Origin of the sequence: Pradoshia eiseniae (assembly GCF_002946355.1) — a bacterium.
GTDB lineage: Bacteria > Bacillota > Bacilli > Bacillales > Pradoshiaceae > Pradoshia > Pradoshia eiseniae.
This window is the reverse complement of record NZ_PKOZ01000005.1, coordinates 112484-133693: the sequence shown is the minus strand read 5'-3', so window position 1 is coordinate 133693 and position 21210 is coordinate 112484. Positions and strand designations below refer to the sequence as shown.

Here is a 21210-nt window from a genome sequence, read left to right as displayed (position 1 = left end):
GGGGGATTGGCATGAGAGAAGCAGTAATAGTAGCCGGAGCAAGAACGCCAGTCGGCAGAGCTAAAAAAGGGACTCTGGCAAGTGTTAGACCAGATGATTTAGGTGCTCTGGTTGTAAAAGAAACGTTAAAGCGCGCCAATAATTATGACGGACCAATTGATGATATGGTATTTGGCTGTGCGATGCCTGAGGCAGAACAAGGCTTGAATGTCGCCCGTAATATCGGCGCATTAGCCGGTCTGCCATACAATGTCCCAGCAATTACAATCAATCGCTATTGTTCCTCTGGACTTCAATCGATTGCCTATGGAGCAGAACGTATTATGCTCGGCCATTCAGATACCGTACTGGCTGGAGGCGTGGAATCAATGAGTATGGTTCCTATGATGGGGCATGTCGTCCGTCCTAATGCTACATTAGCTGAAACAGCTCCAGAATATTACATGGGAATGGGGCATACAGCTGAAGAGGTAGCGAAGAAATTCAATATTTCCCGTGAGGATCAGGATGCATTTGCAGTGCGAAGCCATGAGAAGGCTGCAAATGCGATTGCTGAAGGGAAGTTCAAGGATGAAATCGTACCGGTTGATGTAACCCTCCGTCAGGTTGGTGCTGATAATAAATTGGTTGAAAAGCAGGTTCGGTTTGATACAGATGAAGGTGTTCGTCCGGGAACGACTATTGAAGTGCTTGGCAAGCTTCGCCCGGCATTCTCAATTACAGGCACGGTCACAGCAGGGAATGCCTCGCAAACAAGTGACGGCGCTGCTGCTGTCCTGCTAATGGATAAGGAGAAGGCTGAGGCAGAAGGGCTAAAACCGCTTTTGAAATTCCATTCCTTCGCGGTTGCAGGTGTGCCTCCTGAGATTATGGGAATCGGTCCTGTTGAAGCTATACCAAAGGCATTAAAGCTCGCTGGATTAAGCTTGTCTGACATCGGTTTGTTCGAATTGAATGAAGCTTTCGCTTCCCAGTCCATCCAAGTTATTCGTCATTTGGGCTTAGATGAAGAGAAGGTTAACGTAAATGGTGGAGCAATCGCCTTAGGGCATCCGTTAGGCTGCTCTGGAACAAAATTGACGCTCAGTCTTCTGCATGAAATGAAACGACGCAATGAGCAGTTCGGTGTGGTTACAATGTGCATCGGCGGCGGGATGGGTGCTGCAGGTGTATTCGAATTACTTGCTTAATAGATAAAAAGCAACTTAACTGCCGGCAATAGGAGATAGTCTCTTCATTGCCGGGGCTTAAAACATAAGGAGGAACGAAAAATGGCAAATCATACAGAAGAAGTGTTAAAAGGCGGAGCGTTCTTAATCGAAGATATCGATGCGGAGAGAATGTTCACACCAGAAGATTACTCAGATGAGCACAAAATGATTGCGAAAACAACAGATGAATATGTGGCCAATGAAGTGCTTCCGCAAGTGGAATATTTGGAGGAGCATGAATTCGATCGCTCTGTCAAACTATTAAAACAGGCTGGAGAGCTGGGACTGCTCGGCGCTGATGTGCCAGAAGAGTATGGCGGACTTGGTTTAGATAAAGTCAGCTCTGCGCTCATTTCAGAGAAAATGTCCCGTGCTGGCGGCTTCTCCATTACACATGGTGCCCATGTTGGAATCGGTTCCCTTCCAATCGTGCTATTCGGTAATGAGGAGCAAAAGCAAAAGTATCTGCCGCTTCTTGCTACTGGCGAGAAATTGGCTGCCTACGCATTGACAGAGCCAAGCTCTGGTTCTGATGCCCTTGGCGCAAAAACAACAGCCAAATTAAATGAAGCTGGTACTCATTACATCCTTAATGGGGAAAAACAATGGATCACGAATGCTGGATTTGCTGATGTATTCGTTGTCTATGCAAAAATCGATGGCGATAAATTCTCCGCCTTCATCGTAGAAAGAGAATACCCAGGTGTTTCTACAGGGGCAGAAGAAAAGAAAATGGGAATCAAAAGCTCTTCAACTCGTACACTCATTCTAGAAGATGCAGAGGTGCCTGTTGAGAACTTATTGGGTGAAGCAGGGCGCGGTCATGTCATCGCCTTTAACATTTTGAATATTGGTCGCTATAAATTAGGAGTAGGTGCAGTCGGAGCGGCAAAACGCGGACTTGAGCTTGCATCAAGCTATGCGAATCAGCGCCAGCAGTTCAAAACGCCTATCTCATCCTTTAATTTAACAAGGGAGAAGCTTGCGACAATGGCTTCCAAAATCTATGCTTCAGAAAGCTCCGTTTACAGAACGGTTGGTTTATTTGAAGAAAGAATGAGCCGCTTGAGCGATGAAGAAGTAAAAGACGGAAAAGCAGTGGCGCAATCCATTGCGGAGTATGCCATTGAATGCTCTCTCAATAAATTCTTTGCTTCGGAAGTATTAGACTATGTTGTCGATGAAGGTGTTCAAATTCATGGCGGATATGGTTTCATGGCTGAATATGAGATTGAAAGAATGTACCGTGACTCCCGTATCAACCGTATTTTCGAAGGAACAAATGAAATTAACCGTTTGCTTGTGCCAGGCACTTTCTTGAAAAAGGCGCTTAAGGGTGAGCTTCCGCTGCTTCAAAAGGCACAAGAGTTATCAGAAGGCCTTATGATGATGATGCCAGAAGAAGCTGGTGAGGAGCCGCTCGATCAAGAAAAACTACTAGTGAAAAATGCGAAGAAAATTGGTATCATGATTGCTGGTCTTGCTGCCCAAAAATTCGGCACAGAGCTTGAAAAAGAACAAGAGATTCTTGTGAATATCGCTGATATCGCATCACTCGTCTATGCAATGGAATCCGCTGTCCTTCGTACTGAAAAAGCGGTTCGCGCAACTGGCCTTGAGAAAAACAAGCAAAAACTTCTGTATACGCAAATCTTCTGCCAAGAAGCCTTTGGTGAAATTGAGAAGCATGCGAAAGAAACGCTTGTTGCCACTGAAACAGGAGATACACTCCGCATGATGACTTCTGCTCTTCGTAAATTCACGCGATTCACACCAGTAAACGTGATTGCGCTGAAGCGAGAAGCTGCTGTGAAAATCGTTGATGCAGAGCGCTTTGTCCTATAATTGTAAGTCGTTTTGAAGCCTGGCATCTGCTGGGCTTTTTTCTTCTGGATATGGTATGCTTCAAGTGAGGTGAAAAGAGATGATGACGTTTTATTGGTACCCAAAATGCGGAACTTGCAGGAAAGCAAAAAAGTGGTTAGATGACCATGGCATTTCCTATGAAGCGGTTCATATCGCTGAAGCTCCGCCAACTCAGGAAGAGTTAAAAGCTATCTATGAAAAAAGCGGACTCCCTTTAACAAAGTTCTTTAACACAAGCGGAATGAAATATCGTGAGCTCGGACTGAAGGATAAGCTGAAGGACATGTCTGAGAATGAAATGCTATCCTTGCTGTCCTCTGACGGAATGTTAATTAAGCGTCCCATTGCTTATGAGGGGGAAAAAGTGACGGTCGGCTTTAAGGAAGATCTTTATCAATCAATATGGGCTTGAATGAATTGTCAAAAATTCCGTTTGATGTCATGATAGTGAAGAAGGAACTACATTAACATGGGGGTAGAGCAAAAATGAGTATACTAAAGGATTTAAAATACACAAAAGAGCATGAGTGGGTAAAGCAAGAGGATGGCACAGTTCGTATCGGCATCACTGATTTCGCCCAAGCAGAGCTAGGCGATATCGTGTTTGTTGAGCTTCCTGAAGTGGATGACGAGATTAAGAAAGATGAACCGTTTGGAAGCGTAGAATCCGTTAAGACAGTCTCTGAGCTTTATGCGCCAATCAGCGGGAAAGTTGTGGCTATTAATGAAAGCTTAAGTGACAGCCCTGAATTCGTAAATGAATCTCCGTATGAAAAAGCTTGGATGATTATCGTTGAGCCATCTGACAGCAGCGAACTGGATGAATTGCTAAATGCGGATCAATATGAAAGGGTTATAAACGAAGATTGATAATCGAATAATACGAGAAAGGGAAGTATATGTCGATTATGTATCTCCCTTTAAGGCTGCCGATCAAATTCTCTTATTTGGCCGGCAGTTTTTTTATGTTTATACATTCTGGCTGAAAGTGAAATGTATTTTCAGCAGTCGGGTTCTAAGTATGCACTTATCCTAAAATCTCACCAATTATGCCGAAAAACATGATTCATCCAGTATAAAATTACTAACGAACAGACATAGAAACGGATACAAGCAGATTTGTTACTTTTTCACTTCATAGGGTATGATACGTATAATAGAAATAGGGATCAATTATGAGAAAAGGTGATGAAATGTCAGACAAAGTCATCATTGTAGAAGGCAATCGCGATCGCAGAAAGGTACTTTCCGTTTTGGATGAAGATGCAGAAATTATTTGCACGAACGGAACAATTGGATTGGAAAAGCTGGATGAATTAGTTGATCGGCTAGAGGGCTTGGACGTATATATTCTTGTTGATGCTGATGATAGCGGCGAGAAATTAAGAAAGCAATTACGAAGAGAGATGCCAAATGCCAAGCATTTGTATATAGAACCTGTATATAGGGAAGTCGAGGATGCTCCACGCACCCATGTGGCCGACGTTTTACAAAGAGCGAACATCCTCGTGAAAACGATTCTTTAAGAGATTAAATGGAGGGAAGAAGAAGCTTCATGAAGAAGGCTATTTATGCATACACCCCGTTATGCGGAACTTGCCAAGTGGCAGGAAAAATATTAGATGTTGCAGAAGAGATTGTTCGCGATGTAGAAATTGATAGGGTTGACTTGAATTATGCGAAGGAGCTCTCTGAAAGATACCAAATTGAGAGTGTACCATGTCTGATCCTATTACATAAAGAAGAGGAAGTCGACAAAATATACGCCTTTCAATCCGTACCATACATTGTTGAACGGCTGCGAGATTTATAGGGTAATGGACTTAGCCTGTATCCTCATAGGGATAGAGGCTTTCTTTATCAGTATAATTATTTAAAGATTCATAATTATTTATTGACTCCTTTTTTTTCTGTGATATTGTTTTAAACAACCCGTATTCTTTAAAAGAAGGTTGTTAGCTGTTCACAAAAGCAGAATTTGCGATATAGAGATGTTTGCTATCGAGCCTATTAAACAGGTTATATCGTTTATGTCCGCAAAAACCCTGATTTGCTGAAAGGAGAGAACGATGAGCACAGTTGAATTGAAGCCATGTCCGTTTTGCGGTGGAGACAAGAGAGGAATAAATATCCGTCCTTATAATCCGTTTGACGGGTATAATGGAAATGTACCAATGCAGCGTGTCTGTTGCTTGGCTTGTGGAGCAAACATAATGCGTCAGGATGTTATGGAAGCAATTGAAGCGTGGAACAAGAGGACAGAAAATGAGCGAAGCACAAAAGAGAGCGAAGAAAAAAGGCCAAAAGAACATAAGATGGCTGACTATTGATGTTTACCAAACGGAAAAAGAGCTTGTCGAGCAAATTGAGAAGCAACCGAAACAGTAAACATATATAAAAAATCTCATTTGTAGAAATTTAAGATAAAAAGACTGAATATTCTTGATATGGTAAAAATGACATGTTATGATATGCGTACAAAAGGGCGGTGCAGACCGCTCTTTCCTATTCCTGTATTTTTTCTTGATGTCCTCTTCTTTTCAAAGTCTTTGGGAAGTAATACGGCTATGAATTAATTCATATGGAGGGATATTTTGCGGCTTGCCCGCTGAAGCCCGGCAACAGGTATCACAGTGGTTTATGAAGCATGGTGATAATTCCTGCGGGATTGAATTCCAGAAGGTAAGGATAGGAGAATTGAACCTGCCTTCTTCTTCCGAGGGGTTTTATATTTTCCGGGAAATCAAATAATGTGTAAAGGGGTGTCGACAAATGGGAGATAAGAAGAAGTACCGTTTTGAAACCGTGGGAATTCATGGTGGCTTGCAAGAGGATGCCTTATCAGGGGCGAGGTCTGTGCCAATTTATCAGTCTAATGCCTACTTATTTAAGGATACCGATCATGCGGCAAATTTATTTGGCTTAGCAGAACCCGGCTATATTTATACGAGGATTCACAACCCTACATCTAGTGTTTTTGAGGAGAGAGTGGCTGAGCTTGAAGGCGGAATCGGAGCGTTGGCTGTGGCGAGCGGACAAGCGGCTATCACACTCTCCATTCTTAATATCGCCGGTGCTGGTGATGAAATTGTAGCGGCGTCGACTCTGTATGGCGGGACCTATAATTTATTCGCAACAACTCTTCCTAAATACGGCATAGCAGTGAAGTTTGTTGACTCATCCGACCCGGAGAATTTCAAACGAGCGATTACATCAAAGACAAAAGCTGTGTTTGCAGAAACAATCGGCAATCCAAGCTTAAGTGTGCTTGATATCAAGAGAGTGGCTGAGATTGCCCATGCAGAAGGAATCCCGCTGATTATTGATAATACATTTGCCACCCCGTATCTATGCCGTCCAATTGAGCACGGTGCTGATATTGTTGTTCATTCCGCAACAAAATGGCTTTTAGGGAATGGAACGACCTTGGGCGGAATTATCATTGATTCTGGGAAGTTTGACTGGAATTCTCCGAAGTTCCCAGGATTTACAGAGCCTGATCCTAGTTATCATGATATCGTCTATAGCGAGGCGGTAGGGGAAGCTGCCTATATCACCAAGGCCAGAGTCCAGCTTCTAAGAGATTTGGGTCCAGCCTTAAGTCCGTATAATGCCTTCCAATTCATTCTTGGTCTTGAAACCCTGCATGTAAGAATGAAGGAGCATATCGCAAATACCGAGGAGATCATTGAATATCTAAAGCAGCATCCAGCCGTCAGCTGGCTTCTATACCCAGGAGATGTAGATCATCCTGATTATGAGCTGGCGAATCAATATCTGCCGAAGGGAGCAGGGGCCGTCGTTGTCTTTGGTATCAAGGGCGGAAGAGATGCCGGGAAAAAATTAATCGATTCGATTGAGCTTTGGTCACATGTTGCCAATGTTGGCGATGCGAAGAGCTTAATTATCCATCCGGCAAGCACAACCCACCAGCAGCTGAGCAGTGAAGATTTGAAGGCCTCTGGTGTCACCGAGGATCTTATTCGTCTTTCAATCGGGATTGAGAATGTAGAAGATTTAATTGAAGAGCTGGAAATCGCTATTGAGAAGGCGACTGGCATTAGCTCTCAATCTATTACTTCTAAATGATAGAATTTTGCGCCAAATAGTAAGTCCTTGTTGACACCCTGTTCTTCTCCATGATAGGATAACATTCAGTAAGCTAATTGAATGAATCGACGACTCTTATCCAGAGAGGTGGAGGGAATGTGCCCTATGAAGCCCGGCAACCGGCAATCATGATAACATGATTGAAAAGGTGCCAATTCACACAGGAACGTAGTAGTCCTGGAAGATGAGAGAAAGGAACATGCATAATTTAATTATCCATGCCTTTCTGCTCATAGCAGAAAGGCATTTTTTATTGAGTGAAATCCCTTGTGGAGCATTTGAAGAAAGAGCAGGTGAAGATTTGAATGATCACGTTGAACGATGTATCCAAGACATTTACGAAAACTTTTAAAAAAGGTACATCCATTAAAGCTGTTGATCATGTATCCTTATCAATCGAGCAAGGTGAGATTTTTGGGATCATTGGATATAGCGGTGCCGGAAAGAGTACGCTCATCCGCATGTTGAACGGTTTGGAAAAACCGACAAAAGGAACAGTAAAGGTCGCTGGCCGGGATATGGGCGCCATTAAAGGAAGGGAATTAAGAGAAGCGCGCAAAGAAGTGAGCATGATATTCCAGCACTTTAATCTCCTATGGTCTAGAACCGTTAGTGAAAATATTGAGTTTCCTCTAGAAATAGCAAAGGTACCGAAAAAGAAACGAAAAGCTAGGGTACAGGAGCTTATCAAGCTAGTAGGTCTTGAGGGCAGAGAGGATGCCTATCCGTCCCAATTGAGCGGGGGCCAAAAACAGCGTGTCGGAATTGCGAGGGCGCTGGCAAATAATCCTAAGGTGCTCTTATGTGATGAAGCAACCTCTGCACTCGACCCGCAAACAACGGATGATATTCTTGATTTATTGGTCGACATCAATAAACGTCTAGGATTGACCATTGTCCTGATTACGCATGAAATGCATGTCATTCGTAAGATTTGTCATCGTGTTGCAGTTATGGAATTGGGCAAGGTCGTGGAAACTGGACAGGTGCTCGATGTGTTCAAGAAACCAGCGGCACCAATCACAAAGCGTTTTGTTCAGCAAGTGACGGAGCCTGAGGAAACGAAGGAAACCATTGAACACTTGCTTGAGGCCTACCCGACTGGGCAAGTGGTCCAGTTATCCTTTATCGGTGAATCAGCGGAAACACCGGTGCTTTCAGATGTCATTCGCTCATACAAAATAAATGTGAATATCCTGCAAGGGAAAATATCTCAAACGCAGAATGGTTCATATGGCACATTATTCATCCATGTGGATGGGGAACAAGCAGAAGTTTCAAGAGCGATTGACTATCTTCATAAGCAAGATATCGGTGTGGAGGTGATTTCAGAATGATAGAGACATATTTTCCGAATGTCGTATGGGAACGCATTTCTGAGGCAACCCAAGAGACTATATACATGACAATCATAGCGCTAGTGGCAACCTTTTTTCTTGGTATCATCCTTGGCCTCTTATTATTTCTGACATCTAAGGGGAATCTTTGGGAAAACAAATTAATCTATGGGATTGTTGCGGCGTTTGTTAACATATTCCGCTCCATCCCGTTCATCATATTAATTGTTTTGCTGATTCCATTCACAAAAGCTCTTGTTGGGAAAATCACTGGTGCGAATGCCGCGTTGCCAGCGTTAATTATTGGGGCAGCGCCATTTTATGCACGGATGGTCGAAATCGGCTTGCGGGAAATTGATAAAGGGGTTATTGAAGCCGCTAAGTCAATGGGAGCAACAACCTTCACGATTATAAGGAAGGTATTAATTCCGGAATCACTGCCGGCACTCGTATCAGGTATTACCGTGACGGCGATTGCGCTAGTTGGCTATACTGCGATGGCAGGCATGATAGGAGCAGGCGGATTAGGAAACCTTGCCTATTTAGAAGGCTTCAGCCGCGGCCAGTCTGATGTGACCTTGGTGGCGACCATCGTAGTATTGATTATTGTGTTTATCCTCCAATTTATTGGAGATAGCATAACCAGGAAACTGGATAAACGTTAAGGGAGGAAGATGGAGTTGAAAAAGAAGTTATCATTCATTTTAGTACTTTGCTTCACATTAATTTTGGCTGCTTGCGGCAGTTCAGAGGATTCAGGCTCAGGTGATGGGGACGAAAAGAAATTAACGATAGGGGCTTCAAATGTGCCGCATGCTGAGATTTTAGAGCAAGCGAAGCCATTGCTTAAAGAAAAGGGCATTGATTTGGAAATCGAAGTATTTACCGATTATGTAATGCCGAATAAAGCATTAGAGGATGGCTCGATTGATGCGAACTACTTCCAGCACATTCCGTATTTCGAACAACAGGTGGCAGATAATGAATATGATTTCGCTAATGCTGGCGGTATTCATATCGAACCAATCGGCGTTTATTCAAAAAAATATGATAGCTTAGAGGATTTGCCAAAAGGAGCAGAAATTATCATGAGCAGCTCTGTCGCTGATCATGGCCGTATCCTGTCCATGCTTGAAGCAGAAGGTCTTATCACATTGAAGGAAGACGTGGAGAAAGTTAAAGCAACGGTTGATGATATCGCTGAAAATCCAAAAAACCTTAAGTTTAAAACAGATATTGAAGCGCCAATGCTTACGCAAGTTTACAATAATGATGAAGGCGACGCTGTCTTGATCAACTCCAACTATGCCATTGATGCCGATCTTGTTCCTTCGGAAGATGCAATTGCGCTTGAAAGCCCAGAGGATAACCCGTATGTGAACATTATCGCTATTCGTACAGAAGACAAAGATAATGAAGCAGTCAAGACACTGGTGGAAGTCCTTCAATCCGAGGATATCCAAAACTTCATCAATGAAGAATATAAAGGTTCTGTCATCCCGGCAAAATAATAAAAAAGGTGCATCCCAAAATTTTTGGGATGCACCTTTTTCTACTATTATATATAGCGTTCGTATGAAATCATATGGCGGGCAATTTTCAGAAAGCTGGAGTAATTCAAAGAAGAAATTGGAAAAATCACTTTTAAGAAACGCTCATCGTGGTATATAGACATTGAGAGCTCTCACATAAAGTGATAATGTTATGTTAATAAATGGAAAGGAATGATTCATTATTTTTGACAATCAGCTGCATCTCAGAGTGACAAACGAAATGGAAAAAGCCATGAGGCAGGCGCATGGAATTGGGTATGAACAATATAACCAGAAACTGGATGTGCGCATGCGAGTAGAGAAACGAAGAGAGAACAGTTATTTAAAAAGTAATGAGATTGTAAATGATTTGAACCGACGAGTCTTTTAATGATGATCCTATAGACCTAGAAACAGAGCCAGCAAATAATTGCTGGTTCTTTTCTTTCTTATAAAATAACCTTATAATATTCCTTAAACAGGAATTGCTATGGCAGGAAAGTATGCTTTGGATTAAGGGCTTTAGAGGATTCAAAAAGTTGAATCTAAATGGTATTTGTTATAATATTGGAATGAGAATAAATTGAGAATAGAAATAATCTAAAACTTTAGATGACTATAATATTGGAGGTATAAGTATGGCTGGTTCAGTACTTACAATCAAAGATTTACATGTTGCAATCGATGGCAAAGAAATTCTTAAAGGCGTTAATCTTGAGGTTAAAGGTGGAGAAATCCACGCAATCATGGGTCCAAATGGTACAGGGAAATCTACATTATCCTCAGCAATCATGGGCCATCCTAAATATGAAGTAACAAGCGGATCTATCACAATGGACGGAGAAGATGTGCTTGAAATGGAAGTAGATGAGCGCGCTAAAGCTGGTCTATTCTTGGCAATGCAGTACCCAAGCGAAATTTCCGGCGTAACAAATGCTGATTTCATGCGTTCTGCAATCAACAGTAAACGCGAAGAAGGAAATGAAATTTCATTGATGAAATTCATCAAGGAAATGGATAAGAAAATGGAGCTATTGGAAATGGATCCGGATATGGCACAGCGTTACTTGAACGAAGGATTCTCAGGCGGAGAGAAGAAACGTAATGAAATCCTTCAATTGATGATGCTTCAGCCATCTATCGCTATCCTTGACGAAATTGACTCCGGTCTTGATATTGATGCACTTAAAGTCGTTTCTAAAGGCATTAACCAAATGAGAAGCGAAGATTTTGGCTGCTTAATGATCACTCACTACCAACGTCTATTGAACTACATTACTCCTGATTATGTACATGTTATGATGCAAGGGAAAATCGTAAAATCCGGCGGTGCAGAGCTTGCGCAGCGTCTAGAGGCTGAAGGCTATGAGTGGATTAAAGAAGAGCTAGGCATTGAAGACGAAACAGTAGAAATCGAAGCTTAAGCAATAGGAGGATCATTATGACAACAGAAACTACGTTACCAATTGAAAAAGATGCAATTACTTCTTTTTCAAAAGCACATAGTGAGCCTGCCTGGCTTGAAAGCCTTCGTCTAGAAGCCCTTTCCCAAGCCAGTGTGACTCCTATGCCCAAACCAGATAAAACTAAAATAGATAAATGGAATCTCGAGGATATGAAAGTGAGCAAGGTTGACAGCGAGACTTATGCATCCCTTGACAATCTTCCTGATGAAGTAAAGAGCTTGCTCAACCCTGCAGAGGACAGAAGCCTTTATATTCAAAGAAACCATACTGCTGCCCATTTGACGCTCTCTAAGGAGCTTCAAGACAAGGGTGTTATCCTCATGAACCTTCAAGACGCGGCAAAGGAACATCCTGAGCTTGTACAGAAGTATTTCATGACGAAGAGTGTCCCAGTGACAACAAATAAATTAACAGCCCTTCATGCAGCATTATTCAATGGCGGCGTATTCTTATACGTACCAAAGAATGTCGTAATTGAGGAGCCGATTCAAGCTGTCTTCGTTATTGACAATCATGAAGTGGATTTATATAACCATGTATTAATCGTAGCTGAGGATAACAGTGCTGTTACTTACGTGGAAAACTACATTTCCTTGGCAGAAGGCAAACCAGTACTCGGAAACTTGATTTCTGAAGTAATTGTCGGCAATAACGCACAAGTGAAATACGGTGCAGTTGATACATTATCTAAAGATATGCAAACCTATGTAAACCGTAATGCATATGTTAAGAATGACGGCCGCGTTGAGTGGGCGCTTGGCTTGATGAATGATGGCAATACAATCTCTGAAAACATCACAAATCTTCATGGTAAGGGAGCTTATGGTGATACTAAAACGGTTGTAGTCGGAACGGGGAACCAAATCCAGAACTTCACAACCAAGGTAATCCACTTCGGGAAGAACTCTAACGGGTATATTTTGAAGCATGGTGTAATGAAAGACTCGGCATCCTCTATCTTTAATGGTATTGGAAAAATCGAGCATGGGGCAACGAAATCAGACGCCGTTCAGGAATCACGCGTATTGATGTTAAGCCCACAGGCGCGCGGAGATGCAAACCCAATTCTTCTCATTGATGAAGATGATGTAACAGCAGGTCACGCAGCTTCCGTAGGCCGCGTTGATCCTACACAGCTTTACTATTTGATGAGCAGAGGAATTTCAAAAACCGAAGCTGAGCGCCTGATTATCCACGGCTTCTTGGCACCAGTTGTAAATCAATTACCTGTAGAAGCAGTCAAGAAGCAATTGACTGAGGTAATTGAAAGGAAAGTTAAGTAATGATCAGATCTGATATTAAAGAGCTTTTTCCTATCCTTGAGCAAGAAGTCAATGGTCATGAGCTTGTTTATCTAGATAGTGCGGCTACCTCACAGAAGCCGCTATCTGTCATTCAGACCATCGATGACTACTATAGTCGCTATAATTCAAATGTCCATCGTGGTGTCCATACTCTAGGCACGATCGCGACGGATGCTTATGAGAATGCGCGCGAAAAGGTAAGAAAGTTCATTAATGCCCATTCTATTGAGGAGGTTGTTTTCACGAGAGGGACAACAACCTCGATCAATACGGTTGCCGTAAGCTATGGACGAGCCAATCTGAGGCCTGGCGATGAGATTGTCATCAGTATGATGGAGCATCATAGCAATATCATCCCATGGCAGCAAACAGCTAAGGCTACAGGGGCAACCTTGAAGTACATTCCGCTGCAGGAGGATGGCACGATTTCTCTTGATGAGGTGAAGAAGGTTATTACGCCAAATACGAAAATCGTGTCCGTCATGCATGTAAGTAATGTACTTGGTGTCATCAACCCAGTGAAGGAAATCGCAAAGATTGCTCATGAAAACGGAGCAATCATGGTGGTGGACGGAGCACAGAGTGCCCCGCATATCAAAGTCGATGTCCAAGATCTTGATTGTGACTTTTTCGCCTTCTCAGCTCATAAAATGTGCGGTCCGACTGGTGTCGGTGTGCTTTATGGGAAGAAGAAGTATCTTGAAGAGATGGAGCCGGTTGAATTTGGCGGGGAGATGATTGACTTCGTCGGATTGCAGGAATCCACTTGGAAGGAGCTTCCATGGAAGTTTGAAGCAGGTACGCCAATCATTGCAGGCGCAATCGGACTGGGAGCCGCGATTGATTTTCTTAATGAAATCGGCCTTGAGAATATCGAGGCACATGAGCATAAGCTGGCAGCCTATGCACTCGAGAAATTAGGGGCAATTGAAGGACTCACGATTTATGGTCCGAAAAACCCACAAGCAAGAGCGGGCGTTATTACTTTCAATCTTGAGGATGTTCACCCACATGATGTTGCTACAGTCCTGGACTCTGAGGGAATTGCCATCCGTGCAGGTCATCACTGTGCACAGCCATTAATGAAATGGTTAAATGTATCATCAACGGCACGGGCAAGCTTCTATCTTTACAATACGGAAAAAGATATCGATCGCTTGGCCGAAGGACTCGTTAAAACAAAGGAGTATTTCAGTAATGGCTTCTAATAATTTAGATAACCTTTACAGACAGGTAATCATGGATCACTATAAGAATCCTCGCAATAAAGGATCTCTTGAGGGAGACAGTTTGGTTATTGACATGAATAACCCGACTTGCGGAGATCGAATCCACTTAACTCTTCAGGTGGAGGATGGCATTGTCAAAGATGCGAAGTTCGATGGTGAGGGATGTTCCATCTCCATGTCTTCGGCTTCGATGATGACACAAACAATCAAGGGGAAGAGCGTAGAAGAGGCGATGAAGCTTGCTTCCATCTTCTCTGACATGATGCAAGGCAAGGATTATGAGGAAGATGAATTAGATCTTGGTGACATAGAAGCCCTCCAAGGGGTTAATAAATTCCCGGCGCGAATCAAATGTGCCACACTAGCTTGGAAGGCGATGGAAAAAGGTCTTAAAGAATAATACAAAACACGGGTTTAAGCCAATCTGTTTAACCCGAATGAATGGAGGAAGCGATCAATGGCAAAAAAAATGCCTGAAATCGGTGATTATAAGTACGGCTTTCATGATAAGGACGTTTCCATCTTCCGTTCTAAACGCGGACTAACAAAAGAGATTGTTGAAGAAATCTCCCGCATGAAGAACGAGCCACAATGGATGCTGGACTTCCGTTTGAAGTCACTTGAACATTTCTACAAAATGCCTATGCCACAATGGGGCGGCAATTTAAGCGGTCTTAACTTTGACGAAATTACGTACTATGTTAAGCCATCTGAGAAATCAGAGAAATCTTGGGATGAAGTACCAGAAGAAATCAAGCGTACATTTGATAAACTAGGTATCCCTGAAGCAGAACAAAAATATTTGGCAGGTGTCTCTGCACAATACGAATCCGAAGTTGTTTACCACAACATGAAGGAAGACTTAGAAGAAATGGGTATCATCTTCAAAGATACTGACTCTGCCCTTCGTGAGAATGAAGATATCTTCCGTGAGCACTGGGCAAAGGTTATCCCGCCATCTGACAACAAGTTCGCTGCATTGAACTCGGCTGTATGGTCCGGCGGATCATTCATCTATGTTCCTCCAGGTGTGAAAGTGGATACGCCATTACAGGCTTACTTCCGTATTAACTCTGAGAACATGGGTCAATTTGAGCGTACATTGATCATTGTAGATAAAGATGCGTCCGTACACTATGTAGAAGGATGTACAGCACCGGTGTACACAACAAACTCCCTTCACAGTGCGGTTGTTGAAATCATTGTTAAAGAAAATGCTTACTGCCGTTACACAACCATTCAGAACTGGGCAAACAACGTGTACAACTTGGTAACAAAACGTACGGTTGTTGAAGCGAACGGAACAATGGAATGGGTTGACGGTAACATCGGTTCTAAGCTTACAATGAAATATCCTGCATGTATCCTTAAAGGCGAAGGCGCACGCGGCATGACATTGTCCATCGCGATTGCCGGTAAAGGCCAGCATCAGGATGCAGGTGCGAAAATGATGCACTTAGCGCCAAATACTTCTTCTACAATTGTTTCGAAATCCATTTCTAAGCAAGGCGGAAAGGTAACTTACCGCGGTATTGTCCACTTCGGCAAAAAAGCGGATGGCGCTCGTTCTAACATTGAATGTGACACACTCATTATGGATAATGAATCTACTTCAGATACCATTCCATACAATGAGATTCATAATGATAATATCTCCCTTGAGCATGAAGCGAAGGTATCCAAGGTTTCTGAAGAACAATTATTCTATCTGATGAGCCGCGGAATCTCCGAGCAAGAAGCAACAGAGATGATTGTCATGGGCTTCATTGAGCCATTCACAAAAGAATTGCCAATGGAATATGCCGTTGAAATGAACCGCCTGATCAGCTTTGAAATGGAAGGTTCTATCGGTTAATAAACAAAAGCTTTATTGACGATAAAGCATATTGTGCATACAAGGTTAATTAAAAGAGGCGAACTTTTTAAGTTCGTCTTTTTTATATGCTCCATACCCAAAAAAAAGCTATCACAAAATTAGGTATGGTCAGCGTATCCAAAAAAAGACATAATCCTGATAATCACTTCTCTCCATATTTCGATATACAAAAACCATCCCGAAATTTGATTTTACTCTGACTTTTGGTATGTTTTAATTTTGCTGATTTTGCTAACTTGTCCATAACGATTTTTTAAAAAAATTCATACTATATCATTGGGGGGATTGATATTGGTTAAAATTTTTATTGACCCAGGTCATGGGGGCCAAGATTCAGGAACTACAGGCAATGGACTGAAGGAAAAAGAGCTCACATTAGAAATTGCTACTCGTATAAAGAATCTATTATTGTCGGAATATAATAATGCTACGGTTAAAATGAGTCGAACAGATGACACCTACCTGACGTTAACTGAACGGACAAGCTCAGCTAATGCTTGGGGAGCAGATTACTTTCTATCCATTCATATTAATGCAGGTGGTGGAGAAGGGTATGAAGACTATATTTATCCAGGTATAGGCGGAGTAACCAAGGTCTATCAATCAAATATCCATTCAGAGATTATGAAATTAGTCAATTTCAAAGACAGAGGTGAAAAGACAGCCAATTTCCATGTGCTGCGTGAATCGAATATGCCAGCATTATTAACCGAAAATGGATTTATTGATAATAGCAGGGACGCGACGAAATTAAAGTCAGCTTCATTTATAGAAGCAATAGCCCGTGGACATGTAAATGGGATTGCTAAGAGTTTCGCTTTAACAAAGAAAAACACGGCAGTCTACCATATTGTTGTTTATGGAGATACCGTTTATTCATTGAGTAAAAAATATGGAAGTACAATCAGTCAGATCAAGAATTGGAATGGGCTAGACGATGATTATAAGATTATAGTCGGTGACAAGATTCGTGTAAAATAAGATGAAGTGTATGGTTGTATCCATTCTGCGAACAGGATGGATATTTTTATGATTTTTGCTTTAGAGGATTAATGCATGAGATGAATTTGGCAATTAAGGTCCAGAGGGACAAATTAACCTATATGGAATATATCTCAATTCTAAAAAAAGACGGAATTTCTCCGCCTGTATCACTTTTTAGCTGAAAGCCATTCGGCTACTTTTTCAGCTTCTTCACCTTTAATAATGCCAGCTGGCATGCCGTTAGCACCCTTATTGATGGTCTCCAGGATTTCATCCTTGCTCATTTTATTGCCAATGTTCACAAGTTCCGGACCAGCATAGCCTTCCAGTGTTTTTCCATGACATGAAGCACAATTATTTTGGTAAATTCTCTCTTCTTCAGTTACATTAGCTGTATCGTTAGTTTCTTCATCTGAGGAACATGCCGCTAGTGAGAATATAAGCGGAATGGAGAGTAATGCTTTTTTATACATAGTTATCTCCCTTCAGTACATAGTCTTAAGTGGAAATATGATATTCCACACTAATTTTAACATTTATGCCTGTTAATGAGAAAAGAAAGGGACGTCTTTTTGTTGAATTGTTACAAGTTTCACAAAATTGCCAAAGACAATATAAAATTTTTCAGATAAAATATAAGTATCAGATAAGTTATTATTTTTATCCTAATAGGGACAATAAATGACCATGAGGGACAATATAAGACCCTTATGAATATCCATAGGGAGGAAATATACATGTCTATCAAAGAAAAAGAGATTGAGGAAGTTCTATCCGTATCCGGAATGATTGATGGTTTAGTGGCTAAAGGAAAAGAAGCTTTACATGTCCTTGAAACCTTTGACCAAGAGACAATTGATGAAATTGTGCACCAAATGTCCATTGCAGGTCTTGATCAGCATATGCCGTTAGCGAAATTGGCAGTCGAGGAAACAGGCCGCGGAGTCTACGAAGATAAATGCACGAAAAACATATTTGCCACTGAATACATTTGGCATAGCATTAAATATAACAAAACAGCTGGAGTCATCGGTGAAGATGAGCAGGCAGGCATTGTGGAGATTGCGGAGCCGATTGGAATTGTAGCAGGTGTTACACCAGTGACAAATCCGACTTCTACGACTATGTTTAAGGCATTGATTTCCATCAAGACACGCAACCCGATTATTTTTGCCTTCCATCCTTCTGCACAAGAATCCTCTAAGCGGGCAGCAGAGGTCCTTTATGAGGCCGCAGTCAAAGCAGGAGCTCCAGAAGGCTGCATTCAATGGATTGAAAAGCCTTCTATTGAAGCCACCAAGCAATTGATGAACCATAAGGATGTTGCACTTGTATTAGCTACGGGGGGATCTGGCATGGTCAAATCTGCCTATTCCACTGGGAAACCTGCTCTTGGCGTTGGTCCTGGTAACGTCCCTTGCTACATTGAGAAAACAGCGAAGGTCAAGCGTGCTGTAAATGACGTCATCCTCTCCAAAACATTTGATAATGGCATGATCTGTGCCTCAGAGCAAGCCATCATCGTTGATACGGAAATCTATGATGAGGTGAGGAATGAATTCATCCTCAACAATTGCTACTTCGTTAATAAAGCTGAATTGAAAAAGCTTGAAAGTCTAGTTATCAATAAAGATACATGTGCCGTGAACCCTGATATTGTCGGTAAACCTGCAACTGAGATTGCCGCAATGGCAGGCTTTGAAGTACCTGCTGATACAAAAATCTTAATTGCTGAGCTCGAAGGAGCAGGTCCTGATTATCCGCTCTCAAGAGAAAAATTAAGCCCGGTTCTTGCCTGCATCCGAGTGAATACCACTGAAGAAGGCTACAAAGCATGTATGGATATGTTAAACCTAGGTGGTCTCGGACACTCTGCTGTCATTCACAGCACAGATAAAGATGTCCAATTGGAATTTGGAAAACGAATGAAGGCCTGCCGCATCATGGTCAATGCTCCATCTGCTCAAGGCGGTATCGGCGATATTTACAACGGATTTATTCCTTCTCTGACACTGGGCTGCGGATCTTATGGAAATAACTCTATATCAGAGAATGTATCTGCGGCTCACTTGATTAATGTGAAGAAAATGACGCAGCGCCGCAATAATATGCAATGGTTTAAATTGCCGCCTAAAGTGTATTTTGAGAAATATTCCACTCAATACCTGGCAAAAATGCCGCGCATTAAACGTGCATTTATCGTAACAGATGAAGGCATGGTCCGCCTTGGATATATTGATATCGTGAAAAGATACTTACAAGAAAACAAAGGCATTGAAGCAATAGACATGTTCGCTGATGTTGAGCCAGACCCAAGTGATGAAACGGTCTTCAAAGGCGCAAAATTAATGCATGCCTTCCAGCCTGATGTCATCATTGCAATCGGCGGAGGTTCTGCAATGGACGCTGCAAAAGGTATGTGGCTCTTCTATGAACAGCCGGAAACGACCTTCTTCGGTATCAAACAAAAATTCTTAGATATTCGCAAACGTACATTCAAATACCCTGAATTGGGCGGGAAGGCGCAATTTGTCGCTATTCCAACGACTTCAGGGACAGGGTCAGAGGTGACGCCGTTTGCGGTTATCACGGATAAAGCAACCAATGTAAAATATCCATTAGCCGATTATGCGCTGACACCAGATGTAGCCATTATTGACTCCCAGTTCGTTATGACCGTGCCAAAAAGCATTACGGCTGACACAGGGATGGACGTATTAACTCATGCGATTGAATCCTATGTATCCGTCATGGCAAATGACTACACAGATGGTCTCGCATTAAAAGCAATTAAATTAGTATTCCAGTATTTGAAAGCATCCTATGATAATAACATGGATGAAGAAGCACGCGAGAAGATGCACAATGCATCCTGCATGGCTGGTATGGCATTTTCCAATGCCTTCCTAGGTATTAACCATAGTCTTGCACATAAAATTGGAGCCGAATTCCATATTCCGCATGGACGCGCCAATGCTATACTAATGCCGCATGTCATCCGCTACAACGCGATTCGTCCAAGGAAGCATGCAATCTTCCCTAAATATGAAAGCTACTGTGCAGATGAACGCTATGCAGAAATTGCAAGAATGCTTGGATTGCCTGCCTCCACTACTGAAGAGGGCGTAGACTCCCTAGTGGATGCAGTAATAAAACTGGGCAAATCAATCGGCATTGATATGAGCATGAAAGGCCAAGGTGTTGAAAAAGCTGCGCTGGAGCAAAAACTGAACCATCTGGCAGAACGCGCCTTTGAGGATCAATGTACAACAGCAAACCCTAAATTGCCGCTTGTTTCAGAACTCGAGGATATTCTGAAAGCTGCTTATGAGGGAGTTTAATAGAAGGATGGGATAAAGAAAGAAGACAGCTGGGCTGTCTTCTTTTTTTGATGTCGATATATTGACCTCATTTATTATTGAGTTATGTCAGGAAACGCTATCGTCATTTGCTGTGTTTTCGTTAGTCTTTGATAGTGTAAACTTCGAAGGAAGAGGGTGTGGCCTTCATGTTATATGGGTATGATCCTGTGCGCTAATCCCATTCAAAGAGCAGGGGAATTACATATATTGAATAATACTATGAAAGGAGGTAAACGTCTTGAAATCCGAGCAATGTCATTGTGATGAACATAATTGGGACAAGGACCATCATCGTTTCTTGAAAGAAAGATTTCTCATCCCTGTTCGTTTTCCTTATTTAGATTGCGAAGACTGTGGAGATTTTTTCGAAATAAACTTAGCAGGATTAACGGATAACTTGAATTTTGAGTTAGTTAAATTTAAAGGACAAGAAGTTGAAATCGAAACGACTCTCTGTTCTGAAGAAAATAAAATCAGCGGGAAAATTTATAATGTTGGGATCGACTTTATTGAGCTATTAAATGATCATGGCAGGATTGTAACGATTTTAAAGGACAAAATCAGTCACATACACTGGTTAAATGAAGAAAAGAAATGAGTGTAAAGCTTTTGGGTGAAATAGAAGGTGGAATTTTGCATTTTCAAAAATCCCTAGACGAAGCTTTTGTTTACCGTGTTAGTCTGACTTAAATCTTAGTCAGCCTATTGTGATAAGTTTATTTCTTTGTTCCTGGCATCGTTGACGAATTGATGGTGTCCTCCATTGGAAATCGTATGAGCTTTAGTTCACTTAGAATAGTATACGAATCGGGAAGGATGCCATCATCTTCTGTACAAATCGTTTGTCGGTTGCAGAAGCAGCTGAACGGAAAGGTCAACTTCAAAAGACTGTCAGTTGTGTCCTTGTGCGAACTAAGCGGGCAGAGCCTTTAG

21 protein-coding genes and 1 riboswitch are annotated in these 21210 nt (G+C 42.0%); of the genes, 20 read left to right on the top strand and 1 reads right to left on the bottom strand.

Features of this window, described 5'->3' with window-relative positions:
- Window positions 1-11 precede the first annotated feature (11 nt).
- The 18 genes from CYL18_RS10620 to CYL18_RS10540 all read left to right on the top strand — a co-directional run bounded on the left by CYL18_RS10620 (window position 12) and on the right by CYL18_RS10540 (window position 16912).
- A complete protein-coding gene (locus CYL18_RS10620) occupies window positions 12-1190 on the top strand; it encodes an acetyl-CoA C-acetyltransferase (RefSeq protein ID WP_104849485.1) in 1179 nt (392 codons plus the stop codon).
- 81 nt (window positions 1191-1271) lie between these two features.
- Complete coding sequence (locus CYL18_RS10615; RefSeq protein WP_104849484.1) at window positions 1272-3056, top strand: acyl-CoA dehydrogenase family protein; 1785 nt, start codon at window positions 1272-1274, stop codon at window positions 3054-3056.
- A gap of 79 nt (window positions 3057-3135) precedes the next feature.
- Window positions 3136-3489, top strand: coding sequence for an arsenate reductase family protein (locus CYL18_RS10610; protein ID WP_104849483.1), 354 nt, complete (start codon window positions 3136-3138; stop codon window positions 3487-3489).
- Between the two features lie 74 nt (window positions 3490-3563).
- Window positions 3564-3947, top strand: coding sequence for a glycine cleavage system protein GcvH (gcvH, locus tag CYL18_RS10605; RefSeq protein WP_104849482.1), 384 nt, complete (start codon window positions 3564-3566; stop codon window positions 3945-3947).
- A 323-nt stretch (window positions 3948-4270) separates the two neighbouring features.
- Window positions 4271-4603 (top strand): toprim domain-containing protein, encoded by a 333-nt coding sequence (locus CYL18_RS10600; protein ID WP_104849578.1) that lies wholly within the window; start codon window positions 4271-4273, stop codon window positions 4601-4603.
- A 29-nt stretch (window positions 4604-4632) separates the two neighbouring features.
- Window positions 4633-4890, top strand: a complete 258-nt coding sequence (locus CYL18_RS10595) for a thioredoxin family protein (RefSeq protein ID WP_236636380.1) — start codon at window positions 4633-4635, stop codon at window positions 4888-4890.
- A 256-nt stretch (window positions 4891-5146) separates the two neighbouring features.
- Complete coding sequence (locus CYL18_RS10590; RefSeq protein ID WP_104849480.1) at window positions 5147-5407, top strand: Lar family restriction alleviation protein; 261 nt, start codon at window positions 5147-5149, stop codon at window positions 5405-5407.
- A 442-nt stretch (window positions 5408-5849) separates the two neighbouring features.
- On the top strand, window positions 5850-7166 hold the full coding sequence (locus CYL18_RS10585; protein ID WP_104849479.1) for an O-acetylhomoserine aminocarboxypropyltransferase/cysteine synthase family protein: 1317 nt from the start codon (window positions 5850-5852) through the stop codon (window positions 7164-7166).
- 93 nt (window positions 7167-7259) lie between these two features.
- Window positions 7260-7378, top strand: a riboswitch (SAM riboswitch).
- A 114-nt stretch (window positions 7379-7492) separates the two neighbouring features.
- On the top strand, window positions 7493-8524 hold the full coding sequence (locus CYL18_RS10580) for a methionine ABC transporter ATP-binding protein (RefSeq protein WP_104849478.1): 1032 nt from the start codon (window positions 7493-7495) through the stop codon (window positions 8522-8524).
- The gene (locus CYL18_RS10575; protein ID WP_104849477.1) at window positions 8521-9189 is read left to right on the top strand and encodes a methionine ABC transporter permease; all 669 of its coding nucleotides are present in this window, start codon (window positions 8521-8523) and stop codon (window positions 9187-9189) included. Before CYL18_RS10580 ends, CYL18_RS10575 begins: the two co-directional genes overlap by 4 nt.
- A 15-nt stretch (window positions 9190-9204) precedes the next feature.
- Window positions 9205-10035: a MetQ/NlpA family ABC transporter substrate-binding protein gene (locus tag CYL18_RS10570; RefSeq protein WP_330847584.1), complete on the top strand. Its 831-nt coding sequence runs from the start codon at window positions 9205-9207 to the stop codon at window positions 10033-10035.
- A 262-nt stretch (window positions 10036-10297) separates the two neighbouring features.
- Window positions 10298-10447, top strand: coding sequence for a hypothetical protein (locus CYL18_RS19390; protein WP_201741268.1), 150 nt, complete (start codon window positions 10298-10300; stop codon window positions 10445-10447).
- Between the two features lie 247 nt (window positions 10448-10694).
- Entirely contained in the window at window positions 10695-11480 is a 786-nt protein-coding gene (gene sufC / locus CYL18_RS10565) for a Fe-S cluster assembly ATPase SufC (RefSeq protein WP_104849475.1), read from the top strand.
- Window positions 11481-11497: 17 nt separating this feature from the next.
- Complete coding sequence (sufD, locus tag CYL18_RS10560) at window positions 11498-12805, top strand: Fe-S cluster assembly protein SufD (protein ID WP_104849474.1); 1308 nt, start codon at window positions 11498-11500, stop codon at window positions 12803-12805.
- Window positions 12805-14034 (top strand): cysteine desulfurase, encoded by a 1230-nt coding sequence (locus CYL18_RS10555; RefSeq protein WP_104849473.1) that lies wholly within the window; start codon window positions 12805-12807, stop codon window positions 14032-14034. The genes sufD and CYL18_RS10555 overlap by 1 nt, the downstream gene beginning before the upstream one ends.
- Window positions 14024-14455 (top strand): Fe-S cluster assembly sulfur transfer protein SufU, encoded by a 432-nt coding sequence (gene sufU / locus CYL18_RS10550; protein ID WP_104849472.1) that lies wholly within the window; start codon window positions 14024-14026, stop codon window positions 14453-14455. Before CYL18_RS10555 ends, sufU begins: the two co-directional genes overlap by 11 nt.
- Window positions 14456-14512: 57 nt before the next feature.
- Window positions 14513-15910, top strand: coding sequence for a Fe-S cluster assembly protein SufB (gene sufB, locus CYL18_RS10545; protein ID WP_104849471.1), 1398 nt, complete (start codon window positions 14513-14515; stop codon window positions 15908-15910).
- A 312-nt stretch (window positions 15911-16222) separates the two neighbouring features.
- The gene (locus tag CYL18_RS10540; RefSeq protein WP_104849470.1) at window positions 16223-16912 is read left to right on the top strand and encodes an N-acetylmuramoyl-L-alanine amidase; all 690 of its coding nucleotides are present in this window, start codon (window positions 16223-16225) and stop codon (window positions 16910-16912) included.
- Between the two features lie 170 nt (window positions 16913-17082).
- On the opposite strand, the gene CYL18_RS10535 is transcribed toward CYL18_RS10540, so the two are convergent.
- The gene (locus CYL18_RS10535) at window positions 17083-17388 is read right to left on the bottom strand and encodes a c-type cytochrome (protein WP_104849469.1); all 306 of its coding nucleotides are present in this window, start codon (window positions 17386-17388) and stop codon (window positions 17083-17085) included.
- A gap of 264 nt (window positions 17389-17652) precedes the next feature.
- Between CYL18_RS10535 and adhE the strand changes: the two genes are divergently transcribed.
- On the top strand, window positions 17653-20256 hold the full coding sequence (gene adhE, locus CYL18_RS10530) for a bifunctional acetaldehyde-CoA/alcohol dehydrogenase (RefSeq protein ID WP_104849468.1): 2604 nt from the start codon (window positions 17653-17655) through the stop codon (window positions 20254-20256).
- 259 nt (window positions 20257-20515) lie between these two features.
- A complete protein-coding gene (locus tag CYL18_RS10525) occupies window positions 20516-20875 on the top strand; it encodes a hypothetical protein (protein WP_104849467.1) in 360 nt (119 codons plus the stop codon).
- The last annotated feature ends 335 nt before the right edge of the window (window positions 20876-21210 follow it).

Excerpts from the sequence above, each read along its gene's own strand:
- CYL18_RS10620 (WP_104849485.1), top strand. The coding sequence starts at position 12 with ATGAGAGAAGCAGTAATAGTAGCCGGAGCAAGAACGCCAGTCGGCAGA.
- CYL18_RS10615 (WP_104849484.1), top strand. The coding sequence starts at position 1,272 with ATGGCAAATCATACAGAAGAAGTGTTAAAAGGCGGAGCGTTCTTAATC.
- CYL18_RS10610 (WP_104849483.1), top strand. The coding sequence starts at position 3,136 with ATGATGACGTTTTATTGGTACCCAAAATGCGGAACTTGCAGGAAAGCA.
- gcvH (WP_104849482.1), top strand. The coding sequence starts at position 3,564 with ATGAGTATACTAAAGGATTTAAAATACACAAAAGAGCATGAGTGGGTA.
- CYL18_RS10600 (WP_104849578.1), top strand. The coding sequence starts at position 4,271 with ATGTCAGACAAAGTCATCATTGTAGAAGGCAATCGCGATCGCAGAAAG.
- CYL18_RS10595 (WP_236636380.1), top strand. The coding sequence starts at position 4,633 with ATGAAGAAGGCTATTTATGCATACACCCCGTTATGCGGAACTTGCCAA.
- CYL18_RS10590 (WP_104849480.1), top strand. The coding sequence starts at position 5,147 with ATGAGCACAGTTGAATTGAAGCCATGTCCGTTTTGCGGTGGAGACAAG.
- CYL18_RS10585 (WP_104849479.1), top strand. The coding sequence starts at position 5,850 with ATGGGAGATAAGAAGAAGTACCGTTTTGAAACCGTGGGAATTCATGGT.
- CYL18_RS10580 (WP_104849478.1), top strand. The coding sequence starts at position 7,493 with ATGATCACGTTGAACGATGTATCCAAGACATTTACGAAAACTTTTAAA.
- CYL18_RS10575 (WP_104849477.1), top strand. The coding sequence starts at position 8,521 with ATGATAGAGACATATTTTCCGAATGTCGTATGGGAACGCATTTCTGAG.
- CYL18_RS19390 (WP_201741268.1), top strand. The coding sequence starts at position 10,298 with ATGGAAAAAGCCATGAGGCAGGCGCATGGAATTGGGTATGAACAATAT.
- sufC (WP_104849475.1), top strand. The coding sequence starts at position 10,695 with ATGGCTGGTTCAGTACTTACAATCAAAGATTTACATGTTGCAATCGAT.
- sufD (WP_104849474.1), top strand. The coding sequence starts at position 11,498 with ATGACAACAGAAACTACGTTACCAATTGAAAAAGATGCAATTACTTCT.
- CYL18_RS10555 (WP_104849473.1), top strand. The coding sequence starts at position 12,805 with ATGATCAGATCTGATATTAAAGAGCTTTTTCCTATCCTTGAGCAAGAA.
- sufU (WP_104849472.1), top strand. The coding sequence starts at position 14,024 with ATGGCTTCTAATAATTTAGATAACCTTTACAGACAGGTAATCATGGAT.
- sufB (WP_104849471.1), top strand. The coding sequence starts at position 14,513 with ATGGCAAAAAAAATGCCTGAAATCGGTGATTATAAGTACGGCTTTCAT.
- CYL18_RS10535 (WP_104849469.1), bottom strand. The coding sequence starts at position 17,388 with ATGTATAAAAAAGCATTACTCTCCATTCCGCTTATATTCTCACTAGCG.
- adhE (WP_104849468.1), top strand. The coding sequence starts at position 17,653 with ATGTCTATCAAAGAAAAAGAGATTGAGGAAGTTCTATCCGTATCCGGA.